Raw genomic sequence first — 23,834 nt, 5'->3', positions numbered from 1 at the left:
GTTAGTAGGTGGTTTTAAGTGTTACAAATGGTGCGGAGCGGAACTGGGTTTTCCCAGAGGGAGCGTAGCGGGTGCCGTATAGGAAACCGCCTCGGGAGGTCGCCTTCTTAGGGTTCAAGGCTCCGGACCAGATGAATTCAAATGTGTTATTTACAGGATTGGTGTTGTCAAAGACGCCAAGGCCGGTGAGACCCTGGAATTGGATGGCAGCGTAAGGGAGTTTTTCTATCTTTGGGGTACCCATCAAAGGCGCTCTGCCTTTTCCGCTGCCGGCCATATCCTTCCTCGCTATGGCCTTACGTATTCCGCACGCGCCGCCACATAAGGCGGAAACAGACGTTAAAGGAACAGAAAGGCTTTTAACCATAGAAGAAGATGCTGAGGAATTAATATATAGCTTTTATTCATTTTTATGGAAAGGAACGAAGAACATCCTCCTTGGGTTATGTTTCGCTATTTTCTTGGTACTTATACGGATATCAAATAAGTAGTTTTACTTGAAGAAGTGGGTTTGACTTGGCTGTGAATAGATGAAAATTGCGATTGATATTTAGGGAGATAGCGCCTAGATGGCATAAGAAGGCTGCGGATGATTTCAGTTTCCGCAGTGTGGAGAAAGTTTACAATGGAGGGTGAAAGAAGTATTTATGGTATTTGAGAATACCTCTTTAGTAGAAAACCTCAGCCAAAATCAGGGTTTATTATTTTGGCTGAGGTTGTATTATCTTATGCATCTACTTGGCTTCGACAAACCAATATGCAAAGGCAGGCATAAATAAAAGGTGCGTAATGTTACCCTAAGAAGGATAGCCTTATAGGCTTTGGTTTCTTTCCTTATGAAAGCTTGATTTTACAAGTTTGTAGCCCAAAAAGAAGCCTGTAATCCTTAACACCAAGGTTAAGGAAAGTTCTACCAATCTTTCGTTTCCTGTAAAGGCAAAAGAGATTCCTTCATTCAGCTTTGAGGTCAGGTAAACTAACCAAAGACACAAAAGGAATAAGGCTACTACTCTTAAAAGCTTGAAGGCAATGATTTGCACCTCTCTTTCAAGGAGCAAGAAAAACAAAAAGGTAAGTAAAACAGGAGGAATTGAGTTTGCAAGCAGGATGAAAATCAAGCCTTTGCCAAAGTCTTCTCGCAAAAGGTGGCCGTAGCCTTTCATGAAACCTTCTCCTCCATGGAGGAAATAGGCATTTAAATAGAGGTTCATCAACACCCAGAACCCAGCCAGAACGGCAATAGGAATTCCAAACGCTACAGCGGTTTTAAGATGCTGTTTTAAGAAGCCCTTCATGGAAAATTTTCAGATTCTGTTTAGCGCCTGTTTTCTTAAAACAAGCCCTTAAACAGCCTACAAGATATCGTCGCGTTTGTCTTCGGTGACGGTGAGCAGGACGGATTCCACGTTACGCTCGGTTTTCTCCAAGATTCTGAACTCGTAGACGCCGTGTACCGCGGTTTCGCCTATCTCTGGGATGCGGCCGTAGATCATGTTGAGGTAACCGCCTACGGTTTCGTAGTCTTCGCCCTCGGGGAGCGGATAAGGCAGGTCATCGTTCACATCCAGGATAGAGGCTGAGGTGTCTACCTTGAATTCAAAGTCGTTCAGTTTCTCTACCAATGGGGTTTCTTCATCGTACTCGTCCTGGATCTCGCCTACCAGTTCTTCAATGATGTCCTCAATAGTGACAATGCCTGAGGTGCCGCCAAACTCATCTGAGACCACGGCAATGTGCATGCGGTTGCGCTGGAAGTCTTTGAGCAGTCGGCTGATTTTTTTGGTCTCAGGCACAAAGTAGGCCTGGCGCATAAGTTTCTCCAGGTCCACCTTCTCGCCGGACCGCAGCACTACCAGCAAGTCTTTCACGTACATGATGCCCACAATATTGTCAATGGAGTCGCGGTAGACGGGCATGCGGGTGTAGCCCTCGTTGAACACCACTTCAAAAATCTCTTCCTCGGTAGAATCAATGTCCAGGGCCACTAGTTTGGTGCGCGGCACCATGATCTGCTTCACCATGCGCTCGTTGAACTCAAACACGTTCTCAATCAACTCCTGCTGGCTGCCGCCAATCTCGCCGCTTTCGGCAGATTGTTCAAAAAGTAGGCGTAATTCGTCTGCGGTGTGTACCTCTGAGCCGTGCATAGGCGTGATGCCTACCCGCTTCAGAATGAAGTTGGAGAGACCGTTCAGAATCCAGATAAAGGGTAGTAGCACGAAGTACACCAGGCGTAGCGGAACCGCTACCGCTAGTGTGGTAGACTCAGGCCGTTGAATGGCCAGCGATTTTGGGGCCAGTTCCCCGAAAACGATGTGTAAAACGGTAATGACAGCGAAGGAAACGGGCAGCGCGATCTGGTGGGCCAGCTCCGGGTCTGGGGCCGCCCCAAAAGCGTGCATGGCCCCAATGATAATCTCCGATACCACGCCCTCGCCAATCCAACCCAGGCCCAGTGAGGCCAGCGTGATCCCTAACTGGGTGGCGGAAAGGTAAGCATCCAGGTGCCCGATCATGTGGTGGGCTATTTTGGCCAGTTGGTTTCCGGCCTGCGCTCTAAGTTCAATCTGAGAGGCTCTTACTTTTACCAGGGCAAACTCGGCGGCCACGAAAAAACCATTCAGGGCAACCAGCAGAAGGGTAAGGAAGATGTTTAGGATCATAGTGGGAGGCGGTCCTTTAAGGGTGTAAAAGGGTCGCTTGCATCAAATTTAATGGTTTATCAGCACTATCAAAGTGTTGAGACACGTTTCCTCTACGTGAACCGCGGTAGAAAGTAGGTGGCTAGTATCCTTTAAAAGGCAGGCTTTGTACTGGTTTGTTCGGGTTTACGGCGGATTTGTAGTAATTTGCCACTCTTTACCAGAAGCTGAAAATCAAATGATAATTGTTTGGAAACGCGTTGTGCCTTTGCTGCTGCCTTTGCTGTTTTTGGTCATGGCGGCCCAGGCCCAGGCCCAGGTGCTCAAACCTTCTACCTGGAGTTATGACGTGTCTGCCCAAGAAGTGAAGGTAGGCGAGGAGGTGGAACTCATCTTCAACGTCAAAATTATTCCGGAGTGGTACCTCTACTCCTCAGACTTTGACCCTGACCTGGGGCCGATTGTGACCACCTTTACTTTCCAGAAGCATCCTTCTTATGCGCTGGTGGGTAAGATTAAACCGGTGAGCCCCAAGAAGAAGTTTGACCAGACCTGGGGCGGTGAGTATACTTATTTTACCAAAACGGCCCAGTTCCGGCAGAGGATAAAGGTATTGCAGCCCACATTGGTGGTGAAAGGAAACTATGAGTTCCAGGTCTGCTCTGAGGTGAACGGCCAGTGTATTCCCGGGGAGGGCGATTTCAATTTCACCCAGATAAAGGTATTGCCCGGGGCCGCACCCGCTACGAACACCCCAGTTCCAGATGCCGGCACCAATAACGGTGGCACTACGCCAGGCGCATCAGCACCTGCGGGCGGAACCGGTAGCAATACACCCAACTCAGGTAAGGTAGCACCCATCGCACCATCGGCTACAGCTTTGTCAACAGATACTTCCGGGCTAACGTCCGATGTCCCGACTACCGCTTTTCCCCAGGCCAGCGACAGCAACCGCGCCGTGGCTTCGGTTAACCCGCAACCTAAAACTGATTTGGCCGGGATGGCTATGGCTTCAGACGGGCAAGCGGCACCAATTGGTTTATGGGAGTTTATGATCGGGGCCTTCTTATCGGGGTTAGTGGCTTTGCTCACGCCTTGTGTGTTTCCTATGATACCTATGACCGTGACCTTCTTCACCGGCGGAAGCGCGAACCGTTTCAAGGGTATCATTAAGGCTTTGGTTTACGGCTTGTCCATTATCGCTTTCTATACCCTCATAGGTACGCTGGTATCTAAACTGGCCGGTCCAGAGGTAGCCAATTTCCTGAGCACACACTGGTTTCCTAACCTGCTGTTCTTTGTGGTGTTCCTGCTGTTTGCCATGTCTTTCCTGGGCATGTTTGAGATCACGTTGCCGCACTGGTTAGTGAACAAAGCCGATGCCCAGGCCGATAAAGGCGGTTACTACGGTGTGTTTTTCATGGCCATCACGCTGGTGCTGGTGTCTTTTTCCTGCACCGGCCCCATTGTAGGTTCCATCCTGGTGATGTCGGCGGGTGGCGAAACCCTGAAGCCCATCTCCGGCATGTTTGCTTATTCCATGGCCTTCGCGCTGCCGTTTACCTTGTTCGCGGTTTTCCCTAACTGGCTTAGTTCTTTGCCTAAATCTGGTGGATGGTTGAACTCGGTGAAGGTTTGCCTGGGGTTCATTGAGCTGGCGCTGGCGCTTAAATTCCTGAGCATCGCCGACCAGGTGTACCACTGGCGGCTACTGGACCGGGAAGTGTACCTGGCTTTATGGATCGTGATTTTCACCCTTATGGGGTTTTACCTGCTGGGCAAACTCAAATTCTCCCATGACTCAGACTTGCCCTATTTAGGGGTACCCCGGCTGTTGATGGCCGTTGCAACCTTTGGCTTTGTGGTGTACATGGTGCCTGGTTTGTTCGGTGCACCCTTGAAAGCGCTGTCCGGGTACCTGCCGCCGCAGGCCACGCAGGACTTCAACCTCACTGCCGGGATGTCTTCTAGTGGCAGCACCGCCAGCACCATCTGTGAGCAACCCAAATACGCCGATTTCCTTAAACTGCCCCATAATCTGCAGGGCTACTTTGACCTGGAGCAGGCCAAGAAATGCTCTGAGGAACAAGGCAAACCTATCTTCGTGGATTTCACCGGCCACGGCTGCGTGAACTGCCGTGAGATGGAAGCCAACGTGTGGTCAGACCCCGAGGTGCTGAAACGTCTCCGCGAGAACTTCGTGATTGTGGCCCTATACGTGGATGACAAGAGCGAACTGCCTCAGAGCGAGTGGTACACCAGCACCTACGACCAGAAACAAAAAACCACCCTGGGCAAGAAGTACGCCGATTACCAGATCACCAAGTTCAACGTGAATGCCCAGCCTTACTACGTGCTCATGGACGGCAGCGAAAACCCCCTGGTAACGCCCATCGCCTACGAGCCCAATGTGCAGAACTTCATTAAGTTCCTGGATGCCGGCGTAGCGGCCTACAAAGCGCGTAAGCAGCCGGTGATGTAGATTGAGCTTCAGAAACTCCAATACCTTTTGGGCCTCTGTTTTGCGGGTGTTTCACAGGAAACAGCTTCAAAACAGAGGCCCAATCGTTTAGGCGTAACCTAAACATTGCCTTTCACTCCTGCCCAAAACTGCGGCGTTTTGCGCTTCTTTTGGAGAAAATAAGACTGAAACTACTTCTCATAGTATCTGTCCCGGAACTCCTGTTTCTGCCGAAGGTACTCGGGGTGGTCTTTGGCTTTGAACCAATAGTCTTTGAAGATGGCGGCGGCCTGTGCTTTCTCATTCGTGAGGGCGTCTGTCTCCTGCGGGAGAACCTCATTTCCTTTGTGGGCGCTGCCCGAGGAGTAAGGATAGGGCAGGCCTTCGTTGTGCGCCTCTGCCGAGGGCGTGTATTTGCGGCCGCCTTTGTGGTTGGCGTAGCGGCGCGCGCGCGTGAAGCCCATCTGCAGGAACTTGCGGGCCATATCGGCGCCCACAAAATCATGCTGGGCCAGGTACGCCTCAAACAGCCCGTAGATTTTCTCTGCCGAGGTCTGCGCTACCTCCACATTCCTGAACCGCCAGTAGGGCAGGATCTCGCTTTTATAGGGTTCCACCAGCAACACGCCTTGTTCGCCCACTCCTACCCGGTACAATTCGGGATGTTGCCGGAAATCGGTGGTCTTGAAGTCCAGGGAATAGTTGAAACCGTTTTTTGCCATGTACATTTGCGCCAACCATTCAATAGCACCCAATCTGCCTTGGCTTGCGTATGGGAGGTGACTACATTCCTGTTTTACTATGAAACGAGCAAATCTGTTTTCCATAAACCTGACGGCGGTTCCCTGCCTGCTGCTCACGCTGCTACTGACCGCCTGTGACACCACGCCCAACCAACGCAAGGAGATGGCCTCCCGCGAACTGGACAAACTGGACGAAAAAGCCAATGCCGCCGCCGTTAAAACCAAAGATGAACTGAAGGAAGCCGGCAGAGCCCTGGCCAGGCAGCGCGCCGAGCGCAAATTGCGGGAAGCCCGCGGCCCCGTAGCCGGAAAGCAGGCGCAGATGGAAAGAGAACTACTAGGCGACTACCGCAATTTGTCCCAGTTATCGGCCGATAGTATCCGGGATGCCTATGTCCATTTCCTGCAGCAAGTGCGCGCCCGCAAAGAAGTCTGGACCACCGAGGACTGGGACTACGCCAACGCCATCTACAAACGCCTGAATGACCGCGAGCGCGCCCTCCACGGTGACATCATCCTCCGGCACGCCACCAAGATCAAAGCCCTACAAGCTGAGTATGTGGCTATAGAGAACAAAGCAGATCTGAGAGATTACCAACGCATCAAGAAAGAACAAGCAGGGCAGTAGTAATGTGCTAATTGGTTAATGTGTTAATGTGTAGATTGGGAGATGTGAAGATGAGGAGATTTGAAAATTGAGGTTGTTGCTGTGTGCTGAGGAGTGATTCTTGGTTGAGTTTGTTTTAAAGCTACTTTCAATAAAAAAGGCCGGAAATGAATCCGGCCTTTTTGCTTTATCTAAAACTGTCTTTAGGTAGCGTAAAGAGTTTCACTTTCCCTTTTTGGTCCAGGAGCTTTGCGGAGGGGAAGAGTGGGAGGATGTCTTTTTCTCGTTGCTTGATCATTAACTCAGGATGTTCCAGGACTCCGTTGTTGATCAAGAGGAATATGGTGTCTGCCGATTGAGTCGAAGTAGTTGGATAAGCGGAATACTTTTGAAAGGAATAGTTTTTTGGGACATCAAAGCCGTAAAAGTATTCATAGCGGTTTAATAGGGTGGAGTCCATCAGCACCACATACTTCCCTTGTGGGTGGTTTAGGTGTTGGTCAACTATTTCTTTCTGCTCAGAATAATAGGAGACCGTTGGTTTCAGCATAAAGTAAACTGGTCTAATGGCTAATACGCCTGCTACTGCCATCAATCCCATCCAATGTGGCCACGGCCGATTCCAAAGAAACAACCCGGCAAAGAAAAGGGCCAGCGGCGCATACATCACCAACATCTTTTGATCTGAGAGCAAAGCACAAGCGCCAAAAAGCAGGGTCAGGAGGAGAAATTGTGAGCGTTTTCCCCAGGTTTGCTCTATGGCCAAACCGGCTACGAGGCAGAAGGCAGGAAGCAGGGGGTGAAACATGCGGGGCAACAGCGGCATGGGTTTGTAGTATTCCAGGGAAACCGATCCAAACCAGATGGGCAGCAGCATGCTAAGGGCGGCTAGGGTCCAGAAGGTAAGCGAGTGAGATAGCCGCAGGGAAGCACTTCTTTTGTTGAAGAGCCCCGTCACTGCAAAAGCCACCGGAAAAACCAGACCAGAACCCACGAAGAACAGCAGCGGGGCATACGTGAGCCGGGGTAATAGCGAAGCAGCGCGGGAAGCAAAATATTCCTCCCCGGTATCTGCCCGTCCGGCCGCGGCTATGTCTTTGAACCTTTGCAGGGCATCGCCGGAGAAGATCTTGTAAAGAAGAAAATAGCCTGCCAACAAGATTACACCAGTTAGGCCGGCGGCTAGCCAAAACCGCAGGTTCTCCCGCTTAATTACCTGCACTACCAAAAGACACAGGTAGAAAGGAACCGTGTAGACAATGGTCTCTTTGGTGAGAAAAGCCAGCAGGTTGAGACCGGCAAAAGCGACTCCCCAGAATATTTCCTGTTTGGCGGATGACAGTAGGTTTCTGGCTTTGTACAGCACCAACAGGCAGGCCGTGGTAAAGAACAGCAGGATGTTGTCTGGGTAAAGGTAGTTGACGGTATTCAGCTGGAAGTAATACAGGCCTAGCAGCACCAGGGCCCAACTGATGGCTACCGGATGGGTTTTCCGGAAGGTTAGATACAGCAGGAGCAGCGTGCCGAGGGTGCACAAAAGCGGCCATAGGGTGGTGGTGTACACGTTCATGCCCCAAAGCCAGTAAAACAAGGCCGTGGGCACAAACACCATGAACCGGTGGCAGAACGAATAATCGTCAAAGTGGAAACCGCCGTGCAGCATTTGGTGGGCATACAGGCTATAGGAGTAATCGTCTCCGTAGTAAAAGCCTTCGTGTGCCAGAAAGAAATAAGCCAGGGTAAAGCCAATTACGGCCAGGAACCAAAAGCAGGGAGAGGAGAGCGTGCGCTGAAACAGGGAAAAAAGCTGGGGCACTGTTTGTAGTATTCTTTGAAAAGGGAAAGTTCGCGAGAAAGAATACACAAAGCAACAGGCTATTCCTTTGGCAATGGGCAATTTAGGAGCGAACTTTGTGGTAGAGGACACGCGTTCAGGCCACCAACCTGCGTTACCCAGGAACAGATACCAAAACCAGTGCATACATGAAGTCAAGCCTTACCCGCTTCCTGCTGCTTTTTCTGGTGCTGTGCGCCTTCACGGGCCAGGCACAGGACATGATCCAGACCCGTTTGGGCTACAACTACTTAGATAAGTTTGAGTTCACCGATGAGTGGCAGTACCTCACCACCGACATGTACCTGTTCAACCCCGGGCAGTTCTCCCGGGTCATCAACGAGCTGGAACAGGGTACCACCAAAGCCCGCCGCCGCGACTACATCAACCTGGAGTCGCTTTTTATCTCGGCGCAGCTCAAGAACGCCAAGCTTTTCGGGCAGGAGCCGGTGGTGTACCCATTGTACAATTTCGCCATTGAGCCCGCCAACAATAACAAAAACTACTCCTCGCGCATCTCCGATAACATTGAGGCCATCCGGATCATTGACAAACTGCCGCTAGCCGCCGATGAGCGCAACATAGACGCCACCGTGGAGGCCAAGCTGTTCACCTCAGACAGCCGCGAGATTTTCTTCAGCCTCATCGCGAACCAACTCACTAACATTTCCAAACTGATGACGCCGCAGGCGGCCATGCTGTCGCTGGTAGGCGAGTTTGGGAACCTGATCAGAAACGCCGCCCAACGGAAGGAATACAAGTTCAGCTCCACCATCAGGCTTTATGAAGGACAGAACTTTGACACCCGGCTGCACTCGGTGCGGGTGTACGTGTTTGTGCCCTCTTTCGCAAAATTGCCCGCTTTACGTACGGTTCGGCTCACGGAGTTGCTGAGCAACAGCCCGCAGGGTTTTGAGCTCCAGAAACTAGAGGCGGCACTCAACTTCAAAGACTATCCGGTGCTGGTGGTGGCCAACTACAAATCTCTCTACAAAATGGATGCCCTCACCGGCAGCGACATCACCTCTGAGACCATTGAGAAACGCCGCATCCGGATAGAGCAGGCCTTTGCCGCCGGTCTGGTAACCGAGGACGCCTACAAGCAGGAAAAGCTGTTTGTGGAGTTCCTTCGCAATTTCTCTGACCTGAAACAGAACCTGAACAACTACCGCCTCAACTACAAAAACAACAGCCCCGAGGCCAATGCAAAGACCATGTTTGCGGTGGTGCAGGATTACAAGCGCCTGAAAACGCTGGCCTACCAGCGCGAGCGCGAGTTCTCCCGCAACTACACCTACCAGCGCATCTTCAAGAGCGAGTACAACTCCATTCTGGCCAATGCCGACAGCTACATGGAATCTGACTTCAACCTGAAAAACGGCAAGGAAATGGTGAACACCCTCCTGGACCTGGACCAGGAGCAGGCCAAAACCTACTCTGTGGCCCAGCGCGAGCAGTACCTGAACAAACTGTACTCAGTGGAGCTGCCCAATCCCGAGTTCCTGGCCAGCACGCTGGAGGGCGAAGGCTTGTCACGGCACCTGAACCGACTGGAATCCACCCTCTACAATGAGGTGTACGCCAAAGAGGTAGCGCGCCTGCGCGATATGACTCCTACGGAGGAGAACATCAGTTTCCGGAATAACCTGCTGGAGAAAGCCAACGCCACCAAATGCCGCACCTGCCGCGAGGAAGTGAAGCAAGCTGCTCGCTTGTTCAACCAGCGTCTGGATGAGCAGCAACTGGAGAAGGAAAAGGCCCGTTTGCTGGACCTGAACCAACAGGTAGAACGCAAAATCCTATCCTATCTGAAGCAGGACGCCTGCATGGACAACGCCTTCAAAACCCAATACCCTGCTGAGGCCCTGCCTGAGTACGTACAACGTTTGTACGAGAAGAAACTAGAGCTCCGGAAAGTAGTAGGCGATCTGGAAACAGCCCAGAAAACACCACCCACTGAGATGAAACTGGACCCGGTAAAAGAGCATAATCAGCGCCTCAGCGGTCTCCTGCGCCGCCTGGACCAGGGTTACGCCGATATTTGTGCTGCCGAGAAGAACCTCTGCGGCTGTGACTAGCCAAAGAGAACCTCACAGTCTCCTTTAGGCCTGTTTTACTTAAAACAGGCCTAAAATAAGAAAGCCGCCCCTGAAAAGGAGCGGCTTTCTTCGTTATATAAAAGCAGGTAATGCTTACGCTAACTGGCCTTCTAATTTCTGGGCCAACACGTTTTTAGGAACAGCACCTACTTGTTTGTCTACTACTTGTCCGTTTTTGAAAACCAACAGGGTTGGGATGCTACGGATACCGAATTTGGCGGAAGTCTGTGGGTTAGCGTCCACGTCTACTTTTCCTACCACCACACGACCTTCATAGTCGCCGGCCAGTTCTTCTACTACTGGGCCTACCATGCGGCAAGGTCCGCACCACTCTGCCCAAAAGTCTACCAGAACAGGTTTATCTGAATTGATGATCTCCTCGAAGTTCGCATCGGTGATCTCGATTGCTTTATGTGCCATAATTGTCTGTTTATATAAGTATCATGAATGATGAAAGTCTCAGTTCAAAAATAGAACCAACTCCAATGCAACAGTAAATCTAACGCTTTTGTGTCATGTTTGCCGCTATCCTAGAGGATACCGTTTTAGCATCGGTTTCTGAAAAGCGGGCCAAAAACCTAGTATATCTACTGAATCATAAGGAAAAGGTTGGGGCTGAGGAAGAAAGAAGCTTAAATGACAGAATGGCGGAGCCGTTGGCCTCTGTGGACAGGCTTCTGCCTTTTCAGGAGGCCTCTTCCAGTACCTTCCTGGCCGGTTCAGGCTTCTTTTCTGCTCCGGTAAGCAGCGTGGGCAAATGCCGGAAGGTAAGCCCCAGAACCAGCAGCCACAGGGCATTCCAGACATTCACCAGCACCGGGCTTCCCAGGATTCCCTCACCAGCTAAGACACCTTTGTGGAGCAACCCATTGGCCAGCCTGTTCATCAACACCGATTCTGCCAGCAGCGGGACCGTCAAAAAGCCCACGAAGACAAAGAACCGGTACCTGGGGTGCAGCAACTGCCAGGCCCTGAACAGCACCGGAACGGTGAGCAGGAACACAATGGCCATTTCCGTACCCCATGACATCACCGTCATAGATGTTTTCTGGATAATCTGGCGGGTTATAAAGGATTCATCGCCCTCCCGGTCCAGCACCGGCAGAATACGCCCCAGCGGCAGATTGGCGAACAGCAGCGCCCATCCCAGGACCTGTTGCCCGGCTGTTTTCCAGGAGGACATGAGCCAGAAAGATACCCACATGAGCCCATAGGTGAGAAACGGCCCTGCAAACGTAATCCAGGGAATGGTAACGGAGGGTGGACAAGCAATGCAAACTTCCCAGCCCTCAAAGTCCCGCTCTCCAAAACAGCCGCACAGAAAATACCCGGTTAAAATATGAACAAGTTCATGCAGCTCATGGGACACAAACAAAAGCGCCAGAAACGCTATGGTGTTTTTGAGGGTGAGGGAGAGGCGCATGGCGGTACCGCTTTGGGTCAGAAGTGCTTAGTAAATATATCTGAAATGCTATGAATTAAAATGTTCCAAGGTGTTGCTTCTTTGATTTTCTGCCTGTTTTTACCAAAATAGGCTAAAACTAGAAAGTCATGCCTTCTCCATGGCCTGTCCCCTGACAGGCCATCCTCTATTAGAACCTGTTCTGGTAATGGGTAAGAATATCAAACGCATCCTGACCTGTTTCATAGAATTTGGCAGAAGACCAATCATATTCTTCTGGAGAAACAGCCAGTTGCCAATGTTCTTGCAATGGATTAAGGTGAAGGTAATTCAATTTCTGTTCTAGCTTCCGCTTTGAATCTAAGGCTACTGCAAGCGCATCCCGTTGCCAGAACCTGTGCTTTCTTTCTCTGGATTCATCCACAAAGGAAGTCAGCGCCAAAGGATGGTGTACGCGGAGATCTTTTAGGAAGCTACTGCTGGTCCATTTGTTAAAAGAGGCGTGCGGCATTTCCTTCCCGTTCAACTGGAGCATTTCCCAAATGAAGTGCAGGTGGTTGGGCATGATGACATAGCCATACACGGCTACTTTCTTTCGCTGCACCAGCCATTGTAGTTGCTCTAGAATCACCAACTTGTATTTATCTGGCTTCAGTAAGTTCTTCCAGTCTTTGATGGTGTTGGTCCAGAAATACACCTCACCCAGCCGCATCTGGGACTTACGGGGAGAAGCGAACATTTCTGCATCCATGGAAATGAATACGTGCAAACGTAAAAGATGTGGCCTGTCAGGCGACAGGCCACGGAGATAGATTGATGAAATCACCTATATAGTCCCATCGTCGCCTCGGTCTGTCCCCTGACAGACCGAAACCATTGTGCAGCAGTTACTAACGTGGAAGTGGTCTGTCAGGGGACAGACCACGGGACCGAATTGTGGTAAGCAAAAGTCGCATTTCTGTTTATTACTCATTTTCCCCAAAACAGAAAGCCCCGCCATGAACTGCTTCCATGTCGGGGCTTTCATTATAGTGTTACATGATACTATCTTATATCAACTGACAAGTCGCCACTTCCAAATCTTTCACGTTGTTTAGGAACGCCTTCGGGTCTATGCGGTAACGGCGGGAGAACAGTTCCACAGATAAGCGTTCGCCGGGCTCCGTCAAGACCAGTTCAAGTTTTTTCTGGCCGGGGCTGTTGATAGCGGCTTCCTCCAGGCGGTCAATGAGCATGGCGTTGATGTTTCTTATGTCAATGTCCATGCGCACGCCTTTGGCCATTTTGTCGGCCACGTCACTTAGCAACTGCATGGAAATCGGCTTCAGCTCCCACTGGTCTTCAGACTTGTAGCGCAGCGTTACTTTGGCTCTTATGAACAGGTACATGCCTTCTTTCACGTAGGGCGAGAACTTCACGAAATCCTCCCCAAACAAGGCTAAGCCCATGGTGTTGTCATAATCCTCCAAAGAGAAGAGCAGGAACGGGTTGCCGTTTTTACCGGTGCGCATGACCACGTTGCTGATGATACCGGCCACGTTCACGTCACGGTTCTTGAACTCGGCAATTCTATCTAAACTACAGGTGCAATAAGAGTCTATTTCCAGTTTGAACTGGTCTAGTGGGTGACCTGAAAGGTAGAAACCAATCACCTCTTTCTCCCGCCGAAGCATCTCGGTCAAAGTCCAGGGCTGCACGTCTGGTACTTTGGGCAATGGCATGTCCACGGCACCGCCTCCGCCGAAGAGCGATTGTTGGGCAGCGTTCTTCTCGGCCTGGAACTGGTTTCCGAAGCGCACGGCTTTCTCAATCAAGTTGATGCTTTCGCCTTCAGGTGTTTCTAAGTACTGGGCGCGGTGGTAGCGTTCAAACGAGTCGAAGGCTCCGGCTTGGGCCAGGCTTTCAAAGGTCTTCTTGTTCACGGCACGCAGGTTCACGCGCTTCGCGAAGTCAAAGATGTCGGTGTATGGGCCGTTCTTCTCGCGTTCCTCAATAATGGCTTCTACGGCAGCCTCGCCGGTGCCTTTCACGGCGCCCATCCCGAAACGGATTTGCCCCTGCTGGTTCACGTTGAACTGGTGGATGGATTCGTTTACATCAGGACCCAGTACCTGAATCTGCTGCTTGCGTGCTTCCTCAATAAAGAACGTCACCTTCTTGATGTCGTTCATGTTGTGGGTCAGCACGGCGGCCATGTACTCGGCAGGATAATGCGCTTTGAGGTAACCGGTCTGGTAAGCGACCACGGAGTAAGCGGCGGAGTGCGAGCGGTTGAAACCGTACTGCGCAAACTTCTCCATCACGTCAAATACCTCAGAGGCGTGCTTGGCCGGGATGTTATGGATTTCTTTGGCACCAGCCACGAATTTCTCGCGCTCCAGGGCCATTTTCTTCATGTCCTTTTTACCCATCGCACGGCGGAGCAAGTCGGCACCACCCAGAGAGTAGCCTGCTAGTACCTGTGCCGTCTGCATGATCTGCTCCTGGTACACCATGATACCGTAGGTGTTTTTCAAGAGCGGTTCCAGCAAGATGTGCGGGTATTCCACTTCTTCCTTACCCTGCTTCCGGTTAATGAAGTTCGGGATGAACTGCATCGGGCCCGGACGGTACAAGGCGTTCATGGCAATCAAGTCTTCAATGTTGGTCGGCTTCAGGTCTTTGAGATACATGCGCATCCCCTCAGACTCGAACTGGAACGTCCCGATGGTATCGCCGCGCTGATAGAGGGCATAGGTTTTCTCATCGTCCAGCGGAATGTTGTCGATGTCAATCTCCACGCCGTGGTTGCGTTTGATCAAAGCCATGGCGTCTTTCAGGATGGACAGGGTTTTCAGGCCAAGAAAGTCCATCTTCAGCATGCCCGCGCTCTCAATTACCTTTCCATCGAACTGCGTCACCAACAGGTCAGAGTCCTTGGAGGTAGACACGGGGATGTAGTTGGTGATGTCATCCGGCGCGATGATTACCCCCGCCGCGTGGATACCAGTGTTCCGAACGGAGCCTTCCAATTTCTCGGCTAATTTTAGGGTTCTGGCCTTTAAATCGTTTCCGTCCCGGATGGCAGCCAGCTCCGGCGATTCAATAAAAGCCTTGGCCAAAGTAGTGCCTGGGGCTTCCGGTACCATTTTGGCCAGTTCGTTCGCCTCGGACAAAGGCAAATCCAGCACGCGGGCTACGTCTTTGATAGACGATTTGGCGGCCATGGTACCGAAGGTGATGATCTGGGCCACCTGCGTTTTGCCGTACTTGTCTACCACGTAGTCAATCACGCGCTGGCGGTTCACGTCATCAAAGTCAATATCAATATCGGGCATGGACACCCGCTCAGGATTCAGGAAGCGCTCAAACAGCAACGAGTACTTAATAGGGTCGATGTTGGTAATCCCCACACAGTAAGCCACCGCGGAACCAGCCGCCGAACCCCGGCCTGGACCTACGGCCACGCCCATGCTGCGGCCTTTGTTGATGAAATCCTGGGTGATAAGAAAGTAACCCGCAAAACCCATGGTCTCAATGATGCCCAGTTCGTAGTTCAGGCGTTCCTCTACCTCGGGGGTAATCTCATGGTACCGTTTCTTGGCGCCCTCAAACGTTAAGTGGCGCAAAAATAAGTCGGCGGTGGGGTGCTCCGGAGGAAGCGGGAAGTTGGGCAACAGGATATCTCGCTGCAGCTTGGGCGGCGTGATCTTGTCTACAATCTCGTTGGTGTTGTCTACCGCAAATGGCACGTCCGAGAACAGCTGGTTCATCTCCGCCTGGTTCTTGAAGTAGAACTGGTCATTTGGGAACCCAAAACGGTCCTGCGGACGCGGCTTCTGTTGCTCTTCTTCAATGCGGTACAACATGCGGCGCACGTTCTCGTCGCCTCCGTAGGTGTTCCGGATGTTAGTTAAGGTGTCATAGATCACCTCGCCGCTGCCGGACATCATTCTAAAGTACTGCGTCTGGAAATCGCCCACGGGCACGGTTTCCTGCTCACCGGTATTCACGCACAGCAGAATGTCATGCGCGTTCCAGTCAGATTTCTCCACGTAATGGGAGTCATTGGTACAGATGACCTTGACGTTGTATTTGATGGCCCACTTGAGCAGCACCTGGTTCACGTCTTCCTGGCTCAGGCCAGTGCCGTCAATGTTCATGAGGCCGTGGCGCTGAATCTCAATGTAGAAATCGTCACCAAACAAATCCAGCCACCATTTGAGCAGCTTCTCGGCTTCTTCTTCGCCTTTCCAGAGGATGGCCTGCGGAAGTTCCGCACCGATACAGCAGGACGTGGCAATCAAACCTTTGTGGTATTTCACCAGCAGTTCCTTGTCAATGCGGGGCCACTTGCTGTACAAACCGTCAATGTAAGAGTAGGAGCAGAGCTTGGCCAGGTTCTGGTAGCCTTCCTGGTCTTTGGCCAAGAGCAACTGGTGGTGGCGCACGTCTTTCTGCTCTTTGGTAAAGGTCTTTTGGTGGCGGTCATTTACCAGGTAGAACTCACAGCCCACAATGGGTTTCACGTTGTACTTGTTGGCCTCTGCCACGAAGTTGAACGCCCCGAACATGTTACCGTGGTCGGTCATGGCGATGGCTTTCATGCCATCGGCCGAGGCCTTTTTCATAAGCGCGCCAATGCTGGCGGCTCCGTCTAGCAACGAGTACTGGGTGTGGGTATGGAGGTGGGAAAAATCTGGCACGGCGGTAAAAAGTAAAGAGTTCTGAGTCTTGGGCCCGGAGTTGAAAATGGACCCGAAACGGACTACGAAGATACAAAGAAAACACCGGAGCGCGGCGGAAAAGTTGCCCATTTAATCGGCGTTTTTACCCTGTTTTCCGGAAATCAGGCCCTAAACGGAATAGGGGAGAACCGGCCTGAAAATCCGGGTACCTAAGCAATTATCTGGCGGCCGTTGGGCAATAGGCGTGAGGTTTAGGCGCTTGTGGCGTACCTTTGGGTTTTCAAACCTTTAAGTTCATGCATTTCTCTTTTGATACTCCCCTGAACCGTTTCCGGTCCATTGCCATTTTAGAAGGTATTTCATTCTTAGTTCTGTTAATTATTGCCATGCCTATGAAGTACCTGGCCGGGATACCCGAGCCGGTGAAATATGTGGGTTGGGCGCACGGCGTGCTGTTTGTGCTGTTTGTGGGTCTGTTGCTGCAGGTGTGGGTGACCTACAGATGGTCCTTCGGGAAGGTGGTGCTGGCGTTTGTGGCCTCGCTGCTGCCCTTCGGGACGTTTGTGCTGGACCGGAAAATTGGGCAGGAAGAGGTAAGACGCTAAAAAGCGTTTCGGGGCTGTTTTCTGGAAAATACGCCCGAAACAGGTAAGCTAGCCTGCTTCTGCTTTGGCTGAAAAAGGGAAGAGGCAAAACAACCTTTGCGCCGGGTTGTTTTCCTTGCACAACACCAATAACGAACCAACACACGTCTATGGGGCAGAAGATTTTAGTTGTGGAGGATGAGGCCAAGCTCGCCGATATGCTCCAGCGGGGCCTGAAACAGGAGGGCTATCAGGTGAGCGTAGCCATGAACGGCACCACCGGACTGGAAATGGCCCAGGCCTTTCACTTCGACCTGATCATCCTGGACATCATGCTGCCCGAAATAAGCGGGCTGGAGGTCTGCAAGAAACTCAGGGAAGGCGCGCTGGAAACCCCCATTCTCATGCTTACCGCCCTGGACTCGCCGGAGAACATAGTAACCGGGCTAGACAGCGGCGCCGATGATTACCTGGTCAAACCCTTTGACTTTGCGGAACTGGGCGCCCGCATCAGAACCCTTACCCGCCGCATACAGAACGGAACCTCTACCAAGCACCTGTTGACCGTGGCCGACCTGGAAATCAACACCCAAAGCAAAACCGTGACCCGCGCCGGAAAGGCCATCACCCTCACCGCCACCGAGTACCGGTTGCTGGAGTTTCTGGTGCAGCGGCAGGATCTGGTGCTGTCCAGGATTGAGATTCTGGAGAATGTCTGGGACATAGATTTCAACCTGGGCACCAACGTAGTGGACGTGTACATCAACTACCTCCGTAAAAAAATAGACAAGCAGTTTCAGCCCAAGCTCATCCACACCATCATAGGCATGGGCTATGTGCTCAAAGTAGGAGCCGAGGCATGAACATCCAGACCCGGGCCACGCTGCTGTTCTCTATTCTCACCTCCATGGTGGTGCTGCTGTTCAGCGGGTTCATGTACGGCATCATCAACCATTATGCCTTTGAGGATTTCTACAAACGCCTGGAGACCCGGGTGAACATTGCCGCCGACCTGCACCTGCAAACCAATACCTCGGTGAAAGACCGGCAGAAGATTCAGCAACTGCGCCAGGAATACCTGGAGAAACTCAAAGACGAGAAAACGTACCTGGTGGAGATCCCGGCCGGAAACTCCTTAGGGAAAGGAGACCATGCCGGGTTGCCGTCTGAGTTTGTGGAGGAAGTCATCGCCAACGGGAAAGCCCGCTTTAGGAAAGACCACACCTTTTACGCCGGCCATTTGCAACTTGCCAGGGGCAAAACGTACCTAGTGTCTGTGTCTGCCCGGGAACCGTTCTGGCTCCAGGAAATAAATAAACTCTCCAGAATCCTCATCGTCGGTTTCCTTATTCTGGTGGGAATTGTGTACCTCATTGGCCGTCGCTTTACCTGGCACACCTTCAAACCCGTGCGCGATATCATTAAAAACGTGCAGGGCATCACCGCCGAGAACCTGAACCTGCGCCTGCCGCTGAGCAACAACAAAGACGAACTCACCGAACTGGCCCAGACCTTCAATGACATGCTCACGCGCCTGGAGACCGCCTTTGAAACCCAGAACAACTTTGTGAGCAACGCCTCGCATGAACTGAGGACCCCCTTGACCATTATCAAAGGCGAGGCAGAACTCACCCTGGCTTCTCCCGGACTTTCCCCGGAGCAGCGCCAATCGGTGGAGGTGATTCTGCAGGAGGCCCAGGTCCTGCGTGACATTCTGGCGAGTTTGCTGGGGATGGCCCAAAGTGGTTTTGACGGCAAAAAGCAGAACTGGGAGATGCTGCGCCTGGATGAACTGCTCTGGCTGGTGAAAGCCTCTGCCGACCAGCTTTATCCGGGCAACAACATCCGGTTAGACTATAACTCGCTGCCCGAAGATGAGCGGCTGTTACAGGTGCAGGGCAATGAGAACCTCTTGAAACTGGCCCTCAGTAACATCATGATGAATGCCTGTAAGTACTCCCACAACCAGGAGGTGACCGTGCGGCTCCAGCCCGAGAACGACACCATTACGGTGGTGGTGCAGGACAAAGGCATAGGCATTCCCGAGGAGGAACTACCTTACGTGTTCGTGCCTTTCTTCAGAGCCTCCAACACCACTGATTTTGAAGGCCATGGTGTGGGCTTGCCGCTGGCGCTTAACATCATCCGGCTGCACCGGGGCAGTATTGGCATTTCCACCCGTGAGGGCGCCGGTACCGAGATGCGAATTCTGCTGCCCGTGGCGCCCGCTTCTGCCTCTTCCTAAGTTCCTTTTCCGTACCGGCCTTGGGTTGTTTTTAAGGCGTTTTCCGGAAAACAGGTTAAAAACCGCCTTCGCTTCTGCTCTTAATTTCTAATAAGAAGCCTTCCTGAAGTGTATTTAATTTGCTGTTTATAAGCTTTTAGTTGATGTTTTAAATAAATTAAGTAACTGATAGTCAATTGAATAAGAATAAAGTTAAAAACGTGAATTCATTCTAATGGCATTTTAATTTGGCTCTTATAGTAGCCTAATGTGGCGCCCGTAGGTTTGGGTAAATCAAAAGCAAATTTACCTACGGCCATGATCCACGTGTTAATACCTTCCAATTTCAAGGCAGACTCTCTCCACTGCCTTTCTGAACTCACCGAGACTTTTCCGGGGCTGCCGCTCAAAGTCATTTACTTTCATGCCTTCGGGTTGTCTAGCTCTATTACCGAGTTGCTCATGCTCTCGCGCCGCAGCAAGGAGGAGGAGCTGATCTGCTCGCATTTTACCCGCCTCTGCCGCCAAGTGCAACAGGAGGAAGGATTGGTGCAGGCCATTGAACACACCTGGTTCTACGGTACCACCATGGCAGCCTTCCGGAATTTCCTCAAAGCCAACGAGATCAGCTTCATCGCGGTGCCAGCCAACTTCCGGCACCAAGCTTTGGGCAAACTGAGCCAGGACCCCAGTCCTTTCCTGGAGAAATGCGGGTTGCCGGTTATTTCTGTGGCGCCGCGGGTATCAGAAACCACGCAGGTGCTGGCGCACGCCGGATAGGCGATTTCACGTCATCGCCAGAATTCAATTTTTCACCTTTACCTAATGAAATACCATGTTGCTGAAGAAGAATATCCCTATTAGATATGTGTTTGGGAAGATAAAAGTAGAGGTACTGATGGTTTTTGTATACGCCCTGGTAGTAGCCGTGGCCTATGTGAACCTGCATTTTACCAGAATCTCTATTCCCATTGCGGTGCCTACCATGCTGGGTACCATATTGTCGTTGTTGCTGGCGTTCAGGTCAAACCAGGCCTATGACCGCTGGTGGGAGGCCCGTACGCTGTGGGGCGCCATCGTGAATGATTCCCGTACCCTTACCCGGCAGGTTTTGAACTTCGTGGACACCCCCTATAACTCCGTGGAGGCGCTGTACTTCAAAGAGATGTTTGTGAAGCGTCAGATTGCCTGGTGCTACAGCCTGGGTCAGTCGTTGAGGGACCTTTGCCCCTTAAAAGACATGGAGAAATTGTTGTTACCAGAACAGCTGGCGTATCTGCAGGAGTACTCCAACAAACCCGTCGGGCTGATGCAACTGCACGGTGAAGACCTGCGGCGGGCCTACAAAGAGGGTTGGATAAACAAATACCAACAGGTGGAGCTGGACGGCACCCTTACCCGCCTGGTGAACGCCATGGGAGGCTGCGAGCGCATCAAAAAGACTGTTTTCCCGGCTACCTATAGCCTGTACACGCACCTGGCCCTGCTGTTGTTCATCCTCTTACTGCCTTTTGGCGTTATCAATGACTTTGGCCTGATGATGGTGCCGTTTGTGGTAGCCGTGGCGTCGTCTTTCCTGCTCATTGAGAAGATGGCCATCCACCTGCAGGATCCGTTTGAGAACAAGCCCACCGATACCCCTGTGACTTCCATCGCCCAAACCATCGACCGTGACCTGAAACAGATGATGCGCGAATACAGGGAGGTAGAGGCGCCAAAGCCGCAGGACCATGTGGCCCGTTTCTACATTCTCTAGCCCTTTTCCAGCGGCCAGTTCTTTGTTGGTTCGCTGCTGATAAAGCATAATATCTGCGGCAGAAGAGCACAAAAATTCTCCTGCTGCCACGGCCTTTGCGCTGCACTAAGAAAACGAATGAAACCTGTTCCGGAGCTGTTTTTCCAAAATCGGCCCCGGAACAGGTTTCTTTTTTACTGTACCTGAACTCTTTGGTACCCGGGAATTATGTATTTGTCTTCATCGCCCAGCAAGTGCACCTTCAGGCCTTTGGCCGTGAAAGGCTGGCCGTTGGCTATCTCATAGATGTTGGTTTCCGTGATGCCCATGCCGTCTACTACCGTTACCAGGCCGCTGCCCACCACTTCTACGTGGCCTCCGTCAGTGACCAGGATGGCGGTGTCTTCTTCCAGGCCAATGCCTATGCACTCTGGGTTGGTGCAGATGGCCTGGGTCATGCGCACAATGCGGCCCCGGGTAAGAAAGTGCGTGTCAATAGCAACATTCTTGAGTAGTTCCAGACCGGTGGTGAGGCGCACATCGCCTTTGATATACCCGCCCTGCGATTCTCCCTCGTAGATCATGGGCGTAGACATGGCAGTGGCGCCGGCGCTGGTGCCCGCAATGATGATATTGGTGGTAATGTACCGCTCTTTCATGGACCGCAGCACCTCGGTGCCGCCCAGAAGCGCCGTCAGGCGGAGTTGGTCGCCGCCGGTGAACATGATCCCAGATGCGTTCCTGATCATCTCCACCATTTCTGGTTTGTTTGCATCCTGGCGGGTCCGGATATCGGCTACCTGCACGTTATTGGCTCCTAGTTCCTTAAACAGCTTCACGTAATCCTCCGCCGATTCCTCCGGGATCTGGGAGGCCGTCGGGATGACCACCACCAGCGGGTCCTCGCCCTTCAGTTCATTTACAAAGCGCTTCAGAATCTGCTCACTAATAAAGTTGATGTTTTCGACCTGGTCTTTGGGCTGGCCACCTCCCTTGTTTTCTTTACCGCCAATGGCTAATAGTTTCCCCTTGGGAATAATTCTGGTGATTTTTGAGTCTGGGACGGAGGCGATGTTTGATTTAGCCATAATTGGTCGCAAAAGTTTAGATGATGTGTAGGCAATGACTTTATTCTTAAGCCTTTTAGTATACGGATGGTTGGTATTCTGATAAGAGTAAATAGCTGTATTTTAAATAAAAGATTCACGGTGCCTTACTTACCTGGCTTCATCATCCCATTGGGCATAAAATTAGCTTGAATTAATTAAAAGTCTGGGCTAGAAGTCGTTTGCCTTTTAGCAGCGATTTTTCAGGAAAAGCCCTAAAACAGCAGATTCCCGGCCTCTATTTAACCCAGATTATTTCAACTCTGCGGTTGATTCTTCTCGTACACAGACACGGCCTCAAAGGCCTGAGATTACATGGAAGAAACCCTCACCACCGATAAACCTTCGCGCCTTGGCGGCATGTTCCGGGCTTTGAAGTACCGCAACTATCGCCTCTTTTTCATGGGGCAAAGTATCTCCCTTATTGGCACCTGGATGCAGCAGATTGCCATGAGCTGGCTCGTCTACCGCCTCACCGATTCCGTTTTCCTCCTGGGCATGGTCAGTTTCGCGAACCAGATTCCCTCTTTTCTGTTGGGGCCGTTCGCGGGCGTCATTTCAGACCGATTTGACCGTCATCGGGTGTTGCTGCTCACGCAGTTTCTCTTTCTGCTGGAAGCCAGCACCCTGGCCACACTGGTGCTAACCAACAATGTCACCATCCATTACATTCTGGCGCTGGGCGTCTTCGCCGGTATTGTGAACGCGTTTGACATGAGTGCGCGGCAATCTTTTGTGGTGCAGCTGGTGGAGAAACGCGAGGATATGAGCAATGCCATCGCCCTTAACTCTTCCATGTTCAACATGGCGCGCCTGGTGGGGCCCTCTGTAGCCGGCGGAATCATTGCCACGGTAGGTGAGGGGATGTGTTTCCTGGCCAACGCCATCAGTTACCTGGCCGTATTGACCTCGCTGCTCCTGATGCGGGTACCCAAGGCGGAACGGCAGCGCCAAGACACCCAGGTGCTCAAATCCCTGCGAGAGGGCTTTACCTACGCCTTCGGGTTTGCGCCTATCCGCGATATCCTGCTCCTCATTGCCACGCTCAGCCTCTTCGGGATGCCGTTCACGGTACTCATGCCCGCTTTCGCGCGCGATGTCCTGCACGGGGACGCCAGTACCCTGGGCCTTCTGATGGGTGCCTCCGGGGTAGGTGCGCTGCTGGGAGCGCTATATCTGGCTTCCCGGAAGTCGGTGCTGGGGCTGGCCCGCGTCATCATCTTCGCCTCGGTACTGTTCGGTATAGGATTGACGGCTTTCGCCTTCACCACTACCTTGTTATTGGCCATGGTCAGCATCTTTGTGGTGGGCTTGGGTATGATCCTGCGGATGGCCTCCAGCAACACCCTTATCCAGACCATTGTGGACGAGGACAAACGCGGCCGGGTCATGAGTTTCTACTCCATGGCGTTTATGGGCATGGCGCCTATTGGTAGTCTCCTGGCCGGCTGGCTCGCGGAGCGGATTGGGGTGAGTTATACCCTGCTGGGCTGTGGTGTCATCTGTCTCTTGAGCATTGTGCCCTTTGTGCTTAGCTTGCCCCGGTCCCGGCAGTTGGTTCGGCCCATTTACCAGCGACTGGGCATTCTGCCCGAGATTGCCAATGGGTTGCAGACGGCGTCTAGTTTATCTTCTCCTCCAGAGGGGGGAAGGATGTGATTTTTTAGGTGCTTTTTTGGTGTTTTAGGCTTTAAACGGAAGCGTTCTTTGGAAGAGATTTGTCCTTTGAA

At 51.9% G+C, this 23,834-nt stretch carries 19 protein-coding genes; 9 read left to right on the top strand and 10 right to left on the bottom strand.

Translation table 11 applies throughout. The features are described 5' to 3' along the window. Window position 1 precedes the first annotated feature (1 nt). From J3P34_RS07885 to J3P34_RS07875, 3 genes are all read right to left on the bottom strand, one after another. Window positions 2-277 (bottom strand): hypothetical protein, encoded by a 276-nt coding sequence (locus J3P34_RS07885; protein ID WP_210487684.1) that lies wholly within the window; start codon window positions 275-277, stop codon window positions 2-4. Window positions 278-812: 535 nt separating this feature from the next. Further along, window positions 813-1,295 carry a hypothetical protein gene (locus J3P34_RS07880; RefSeq protein WP_210487682.1) on the bottom strand — a complete coding sequence of 161 codons (483 nt, stop codon included), beginning with the start codon at window positions 1,293-1,295 and terminating at the stop codon, window positions 813-815. A gap of 57 nt (window positions 1,296-1,352) precedes the next feature. Further along, complete coding sequence (locus J3P34_RS07875) at window positions 1,353-2,663, bottom strand: hemolysin family protein (RefSeq protein ID WP_210463607.1); 1,311 nt, start codon at window positions 2,661-2,663, stop codon at window positions 1,353-1,355. 217 nt (window positions 2,664-2,880) lie between these two features. Here J3P34_RS07875 and J3P34_RS07870 point away from each other — a divergent pair, with 217 nt between their 5' ends. Further along, window positions 2,881-5,124 (top strand): cytochrome c biogenesis protein CcdA, encoded by a 2,244-nt coding sequence (locus tag J3P34_RS07870; protein ID WP_210487680.1) that lies wholly within the window; start codon window positions 2,881-2,883, stop codon window positions 5,122-5,124. 170 nt (window positions 5,125-5,294) lie between these two features. Here the strand turns inward: J3P34_RS07870 and J3P34_RS07865 are convergent, their stop codons facing one another. Then, on the bottom strand, window positions 5,295-5,825 hold the full coding sequence (locus J3P34_RS07865; RefSeq protein ID WP_246853591.1) for a DUF4385 domain-containing protein: 531 nt from the start codon (window positions 5,823-5,825) through the stop codon (window positions 5,295-5,297). Between the two features lie 79 nt (window positions 5,826-5,904). On the opposite strand from J3P34_RS07865, the gene J3P34_RS07860 reads away from it, so the two are divergent. Continuing rightward, complete coding sequence (locus J3P34_RS07860) at window positions 5,905-6,474, top strand: hypothetical protein (protein ID WP_210487676.1); 570 nt, start codon at window positions 5,905-5,907, stop codon at window positions 6,472-6,474. Window positions 6,475-6,640: 166 nt separating this feature from the next. Here J3P34_RS07860 and J3P34_RS07855 read toward each other — a convergent pair whose 3' ends face one another. Then, window positions 6,641-8,269 (bottom strand): glycosyltransferase family 39 protein, encoded by a 1,629-nt coding sequence (locus J3P34_RS07855; RefSeq protein WP_210487674.1) that lies wholly within the window; start codon window positions 8,267-8,269, stop codon window positions 6,641-6,643. A 167-nt stretch (window positions 8,270-8,436) separates the two neighbouring features. Between J3P34_RS07855 and J3P34_RS07850 the strand changes: the two genes are divergently transcribed. Beyond that, window positions 8,437-10,365 (top strand): hypothetical protein, encoded by a 1,929-nt coding sequence (locus J3P34_RS07850; protein ID WP_210487673.1) that lies wholly within the window; start codon window positions 8,437-8,439, stop codon window positions 10,363-10,365. Between the two features lie 114 nt (window positions 10,366-10,479). Here the strand turns inward: J3P34_RS07850 and trxA are convergent, their stop codons facing one another. From trxA to dnaE, 4 genes are all read right to left on the bottom strand, one after another. Beyond that, on the bottom strand, window positions 10,480-10,806 hold the full coding sequence (gene trxA / locus J3P34_RS07845) for a thioredoxin (protein WP_149089150.1): 327 nt from the start codon (window positions 10,804-10,806) through the stop codon (window positions 10,480-10,482). A gap of 265 nt (window positions 10,807-11,071) precedes the next feature. Then, window positions 11,072-11,809, bottom strand: coding sequence for a hypothetical protein (locus J3P34_RS07840; protein ID WP_210487671.1), 738 nt, complete (start codon window positions 11,807-11,809; stop codon window positions 11,072-11,074). Window positions 11,810-11,978: 169 nt separating this feature from the next. After that, the gene (locus tag J3P34_RS07835) at window positions 11,979-12,557 is read right to left on the bottom strand and encodes a transposase (protein ID WP_246853590.1); all 579 of its coding nucleotides are present in this window, start codon (window positions 12,555-12,557) and stop codon (window positions 11,979-11,981) included. Between the two features lie 280 nt (window positions 12,558-12,837). Further along, window positions 12,838-16,473 carry a DNA polymerase III subunit alpha gene (dnaE, locus tag J3P34_RS07830; protein WP_345890349.1) on the bottom strand — a complete coding sequence of 1,212 codons (3,636 nt, stop codon included), beginning with the start codon at window positions 16,471-16,473 and terminating at the stop codon, window positions 12,838-12,840. A gap of 278 nt (window positions 16,474-16,751) precedes the next feature. On the opposite strand from dnaE, the gene J3P34_RS07825 reads away from it, so the two are divergent. From J3P34_RS07825 to J3P34_RS07805, 5 genes are all read left to right on the top strand, one after another. After that, window positions 16,752-17,060 carry a DUF3817 domain-containing protein gene (locus tag J3P34_RS07825; protein WP_210487667.1) on the top strand — a complete coding sequence of 103 codons (309 nt, stop codon included), beginning with the start codon at window positions 16,752-16,754 and terminating at the stop codon, window positions 17,058-17,060. Between the two features lie 149 nt (window positions 17,061-17,209). Then, window positions 17,210-17,902 (top strand): response regulator transcription factor, encoded by a 693-nt coding sequence (locus tag J3P34_RS07820; RefSeq protein WP_210487666.1) that lies wholly within the window; start codon window positions 17,210-17,212, stop codon window positions 17,900-17,902. Further along, window positions 17,899-19,284 carry a HAMP domain-containing sensor histidine kinase gene (locus J3P34_RS07815; RefSeq protein ID WP_210487665.1) on the top strand — a complete coding sequence of 462 codons (1,386 nt, stop codon included), beginning with the start codon at window positions 17,899-17,901 and terminating at the stop codon, window positions 19,282-19,284. Before J3P34_RS07820 ends, J3P34_RS07815 begins: the two co-directional genes overlap by 4 nt. A gap of 297 nt (window positions 19,285-19,581) precedes the next feature. Further along, entirely contained in the window at window positions 19,582-20,043 is a 462-nt protein-coding gene (locus J3P34_RS07810; protein WP_210487664.1) for a hypothetical protein, read from the top strand. 55 nt (window positions 20,044-20,098) lie between these two features. Next, window positions 20,099-21,019 carry a bestrophin family protein gene (locus tag J3P34_RS07805; RefSeq protein WP_210487661.1) on the top strand — a complete coding sequence of 307 codons (921 nt, stop codon included), beginning with the start codon at window positions 20,099-20,101 and terminating at the stop codon, window positions 21,017-21,019. 173 nt (window positions 21,020-21,192) lie between these two features. On the opposite strand, the gene J3P34_RS07800 is transcribed toward J3P34_RS07805, so the two are convergent. Beyond that, complete coding sequence (locus J3P34_RS07800; protein WP_210463621.1) at window positions 21,193-22,086, bottom strand: cyanophycinase; 894 nt, start codon at window positions 22,084-22,086, stop codon at window positions 21,193-21,195. A 333-nt stretch (window positions 22,087-22,419) separates the two neighbouring features. Between J3P34_RS07800 and J3P34_RS07795 the strand changes: the two genes are divergently transcribed. Then, entirely contained in the window at window positions 22,420-23,763 is a 1,344-nt protein-coding gene (locus J3P34_RS07795; RefSeq protein ID WP_210487659.1) for an MFS transporter, read from the top strand. The last annotated feature ends 71 nt before the right edge of the window (window positions 23,764-23,834 follow it).

This window comes from Rufibacter aurantiacus (assembly GCF_017916345.1).
GTDB classification, from domain to species: Bacteria; Bacteroidota; Bacteroidia; order Cytophagales; family Hymenobacteraceae; genus Nibribacter; species Nibribacter roseolus.
This window is presented reverse-complemented; position numbering and strand designations above follow the sequence as displayed.

Coding starts and splice junctions, on each gene's coding strand:
- J3P34_RS07880 (WP_210487682.1), bottom strand. CDS start 1,295: ATGAAGGGCTTCTTAAAACAGCATCTTAAAACCGCTGTAGCGTTTGGA.
- J3P34_RS07865 (WP_246853591.1), bottom strand. CDS start 5,825: ATGGCAAAAAACGGTTTCAACTATTCCCTGGACTTCAAGACCACCGAT.
- J3P34_RS07800 (WP_210463621.1), bottom strand. CDS start 22,086: ATGGCTAAATCAAACATCGCCTCCGTCCCAGACTCAAAAATCACCAGA.
- J3P34_RS07795 (WP_210487659.1), top strand. CDS start 22,420: ATGGAAGAAACCCTCACCACCGATAAACCTTCGCGCCTTGGCGGCATG.
- J3P34_RS07875 (WP_210463607.1), bottom strand. CDS start 2,663: ATGATCCTAAACATCTTCCTTACCCTTCTGCTGGTTGCCCTGAATGGT.
- J3P34_RS07860 (WP_210487676.1), top strand. CDS start 5,905: ATGAAACGAGCAAATCTGTTTTCCATAAACCTGACGGCGGTTCCCTGC.
- J3P34_RS07805 (WP_210487661.1), top strand. CDS start 20,099: ATGTTGCTGAAGAAGAATATCCCTATTAGATATGTGTTTGGGAAGATA.
- J3P34_RS07870 (WP_210487680.1), top strand. CDS start 2,881: ATGATAATTGTTTGGAAACGCGTTGTGCCTTTGCTGCTGCCTTTGCTG.
- J3P34_RS07815 (WP_210487665.1), top strand. CDS start 17,899: ATGAACATCCAGACCCGGGCCACGCTGCTGTTCTCTATTCTCACCTCC.
- J3P34_RS07850 (WP_210487673.1), top strand. CDS start 8,437: ATGAAGTCAAGCCTTACCCGCTTCCTGCTGCTTTTTCTGGTGCTGTGC.
- J3P34_RS07820 (WP_210487666.1), top strand. CDS start 17,210: ATGGGGCAGAAGATTTTAGTTGTGGAGGATGAGGCCAAGCTCGCCGAT.
- trxA (WP_149089150.1), bottom strand. CDS start 10,806: ATGGCACATAAAGCAATCGAGATCACCGATGCGAACTTCGAGGAGATC.
- J3P34_RS07810 (WP_210487664.1), top strand. CDS start 19,582: ATGATCCACGTGTTAATACCTTCCAATTTCAAGGCAGACTCTCTCCAC.
- J3P34_RS07885 (WP_210487684.1), bottom strand. CDS start 277: ATGGCCGGCAGCGGAAAAGGCAGAGCGCCTTTGATGGGTACCCCAAAG.
- J3P34_RS07825 (WP_210487667.1), top strand. CDS start 16,752: ATGCATTTCTCTTTTGATACTCCCCTGAACCGTTTCCGGTCCATTGCC.
- J3P34_RS07840 (WP_210487671.1), bottom strand. CDS start 11,809: ATGCGCCTCTCCCTCACCCTCAAAAACACCATAGCGTTTCTGGCGCTT.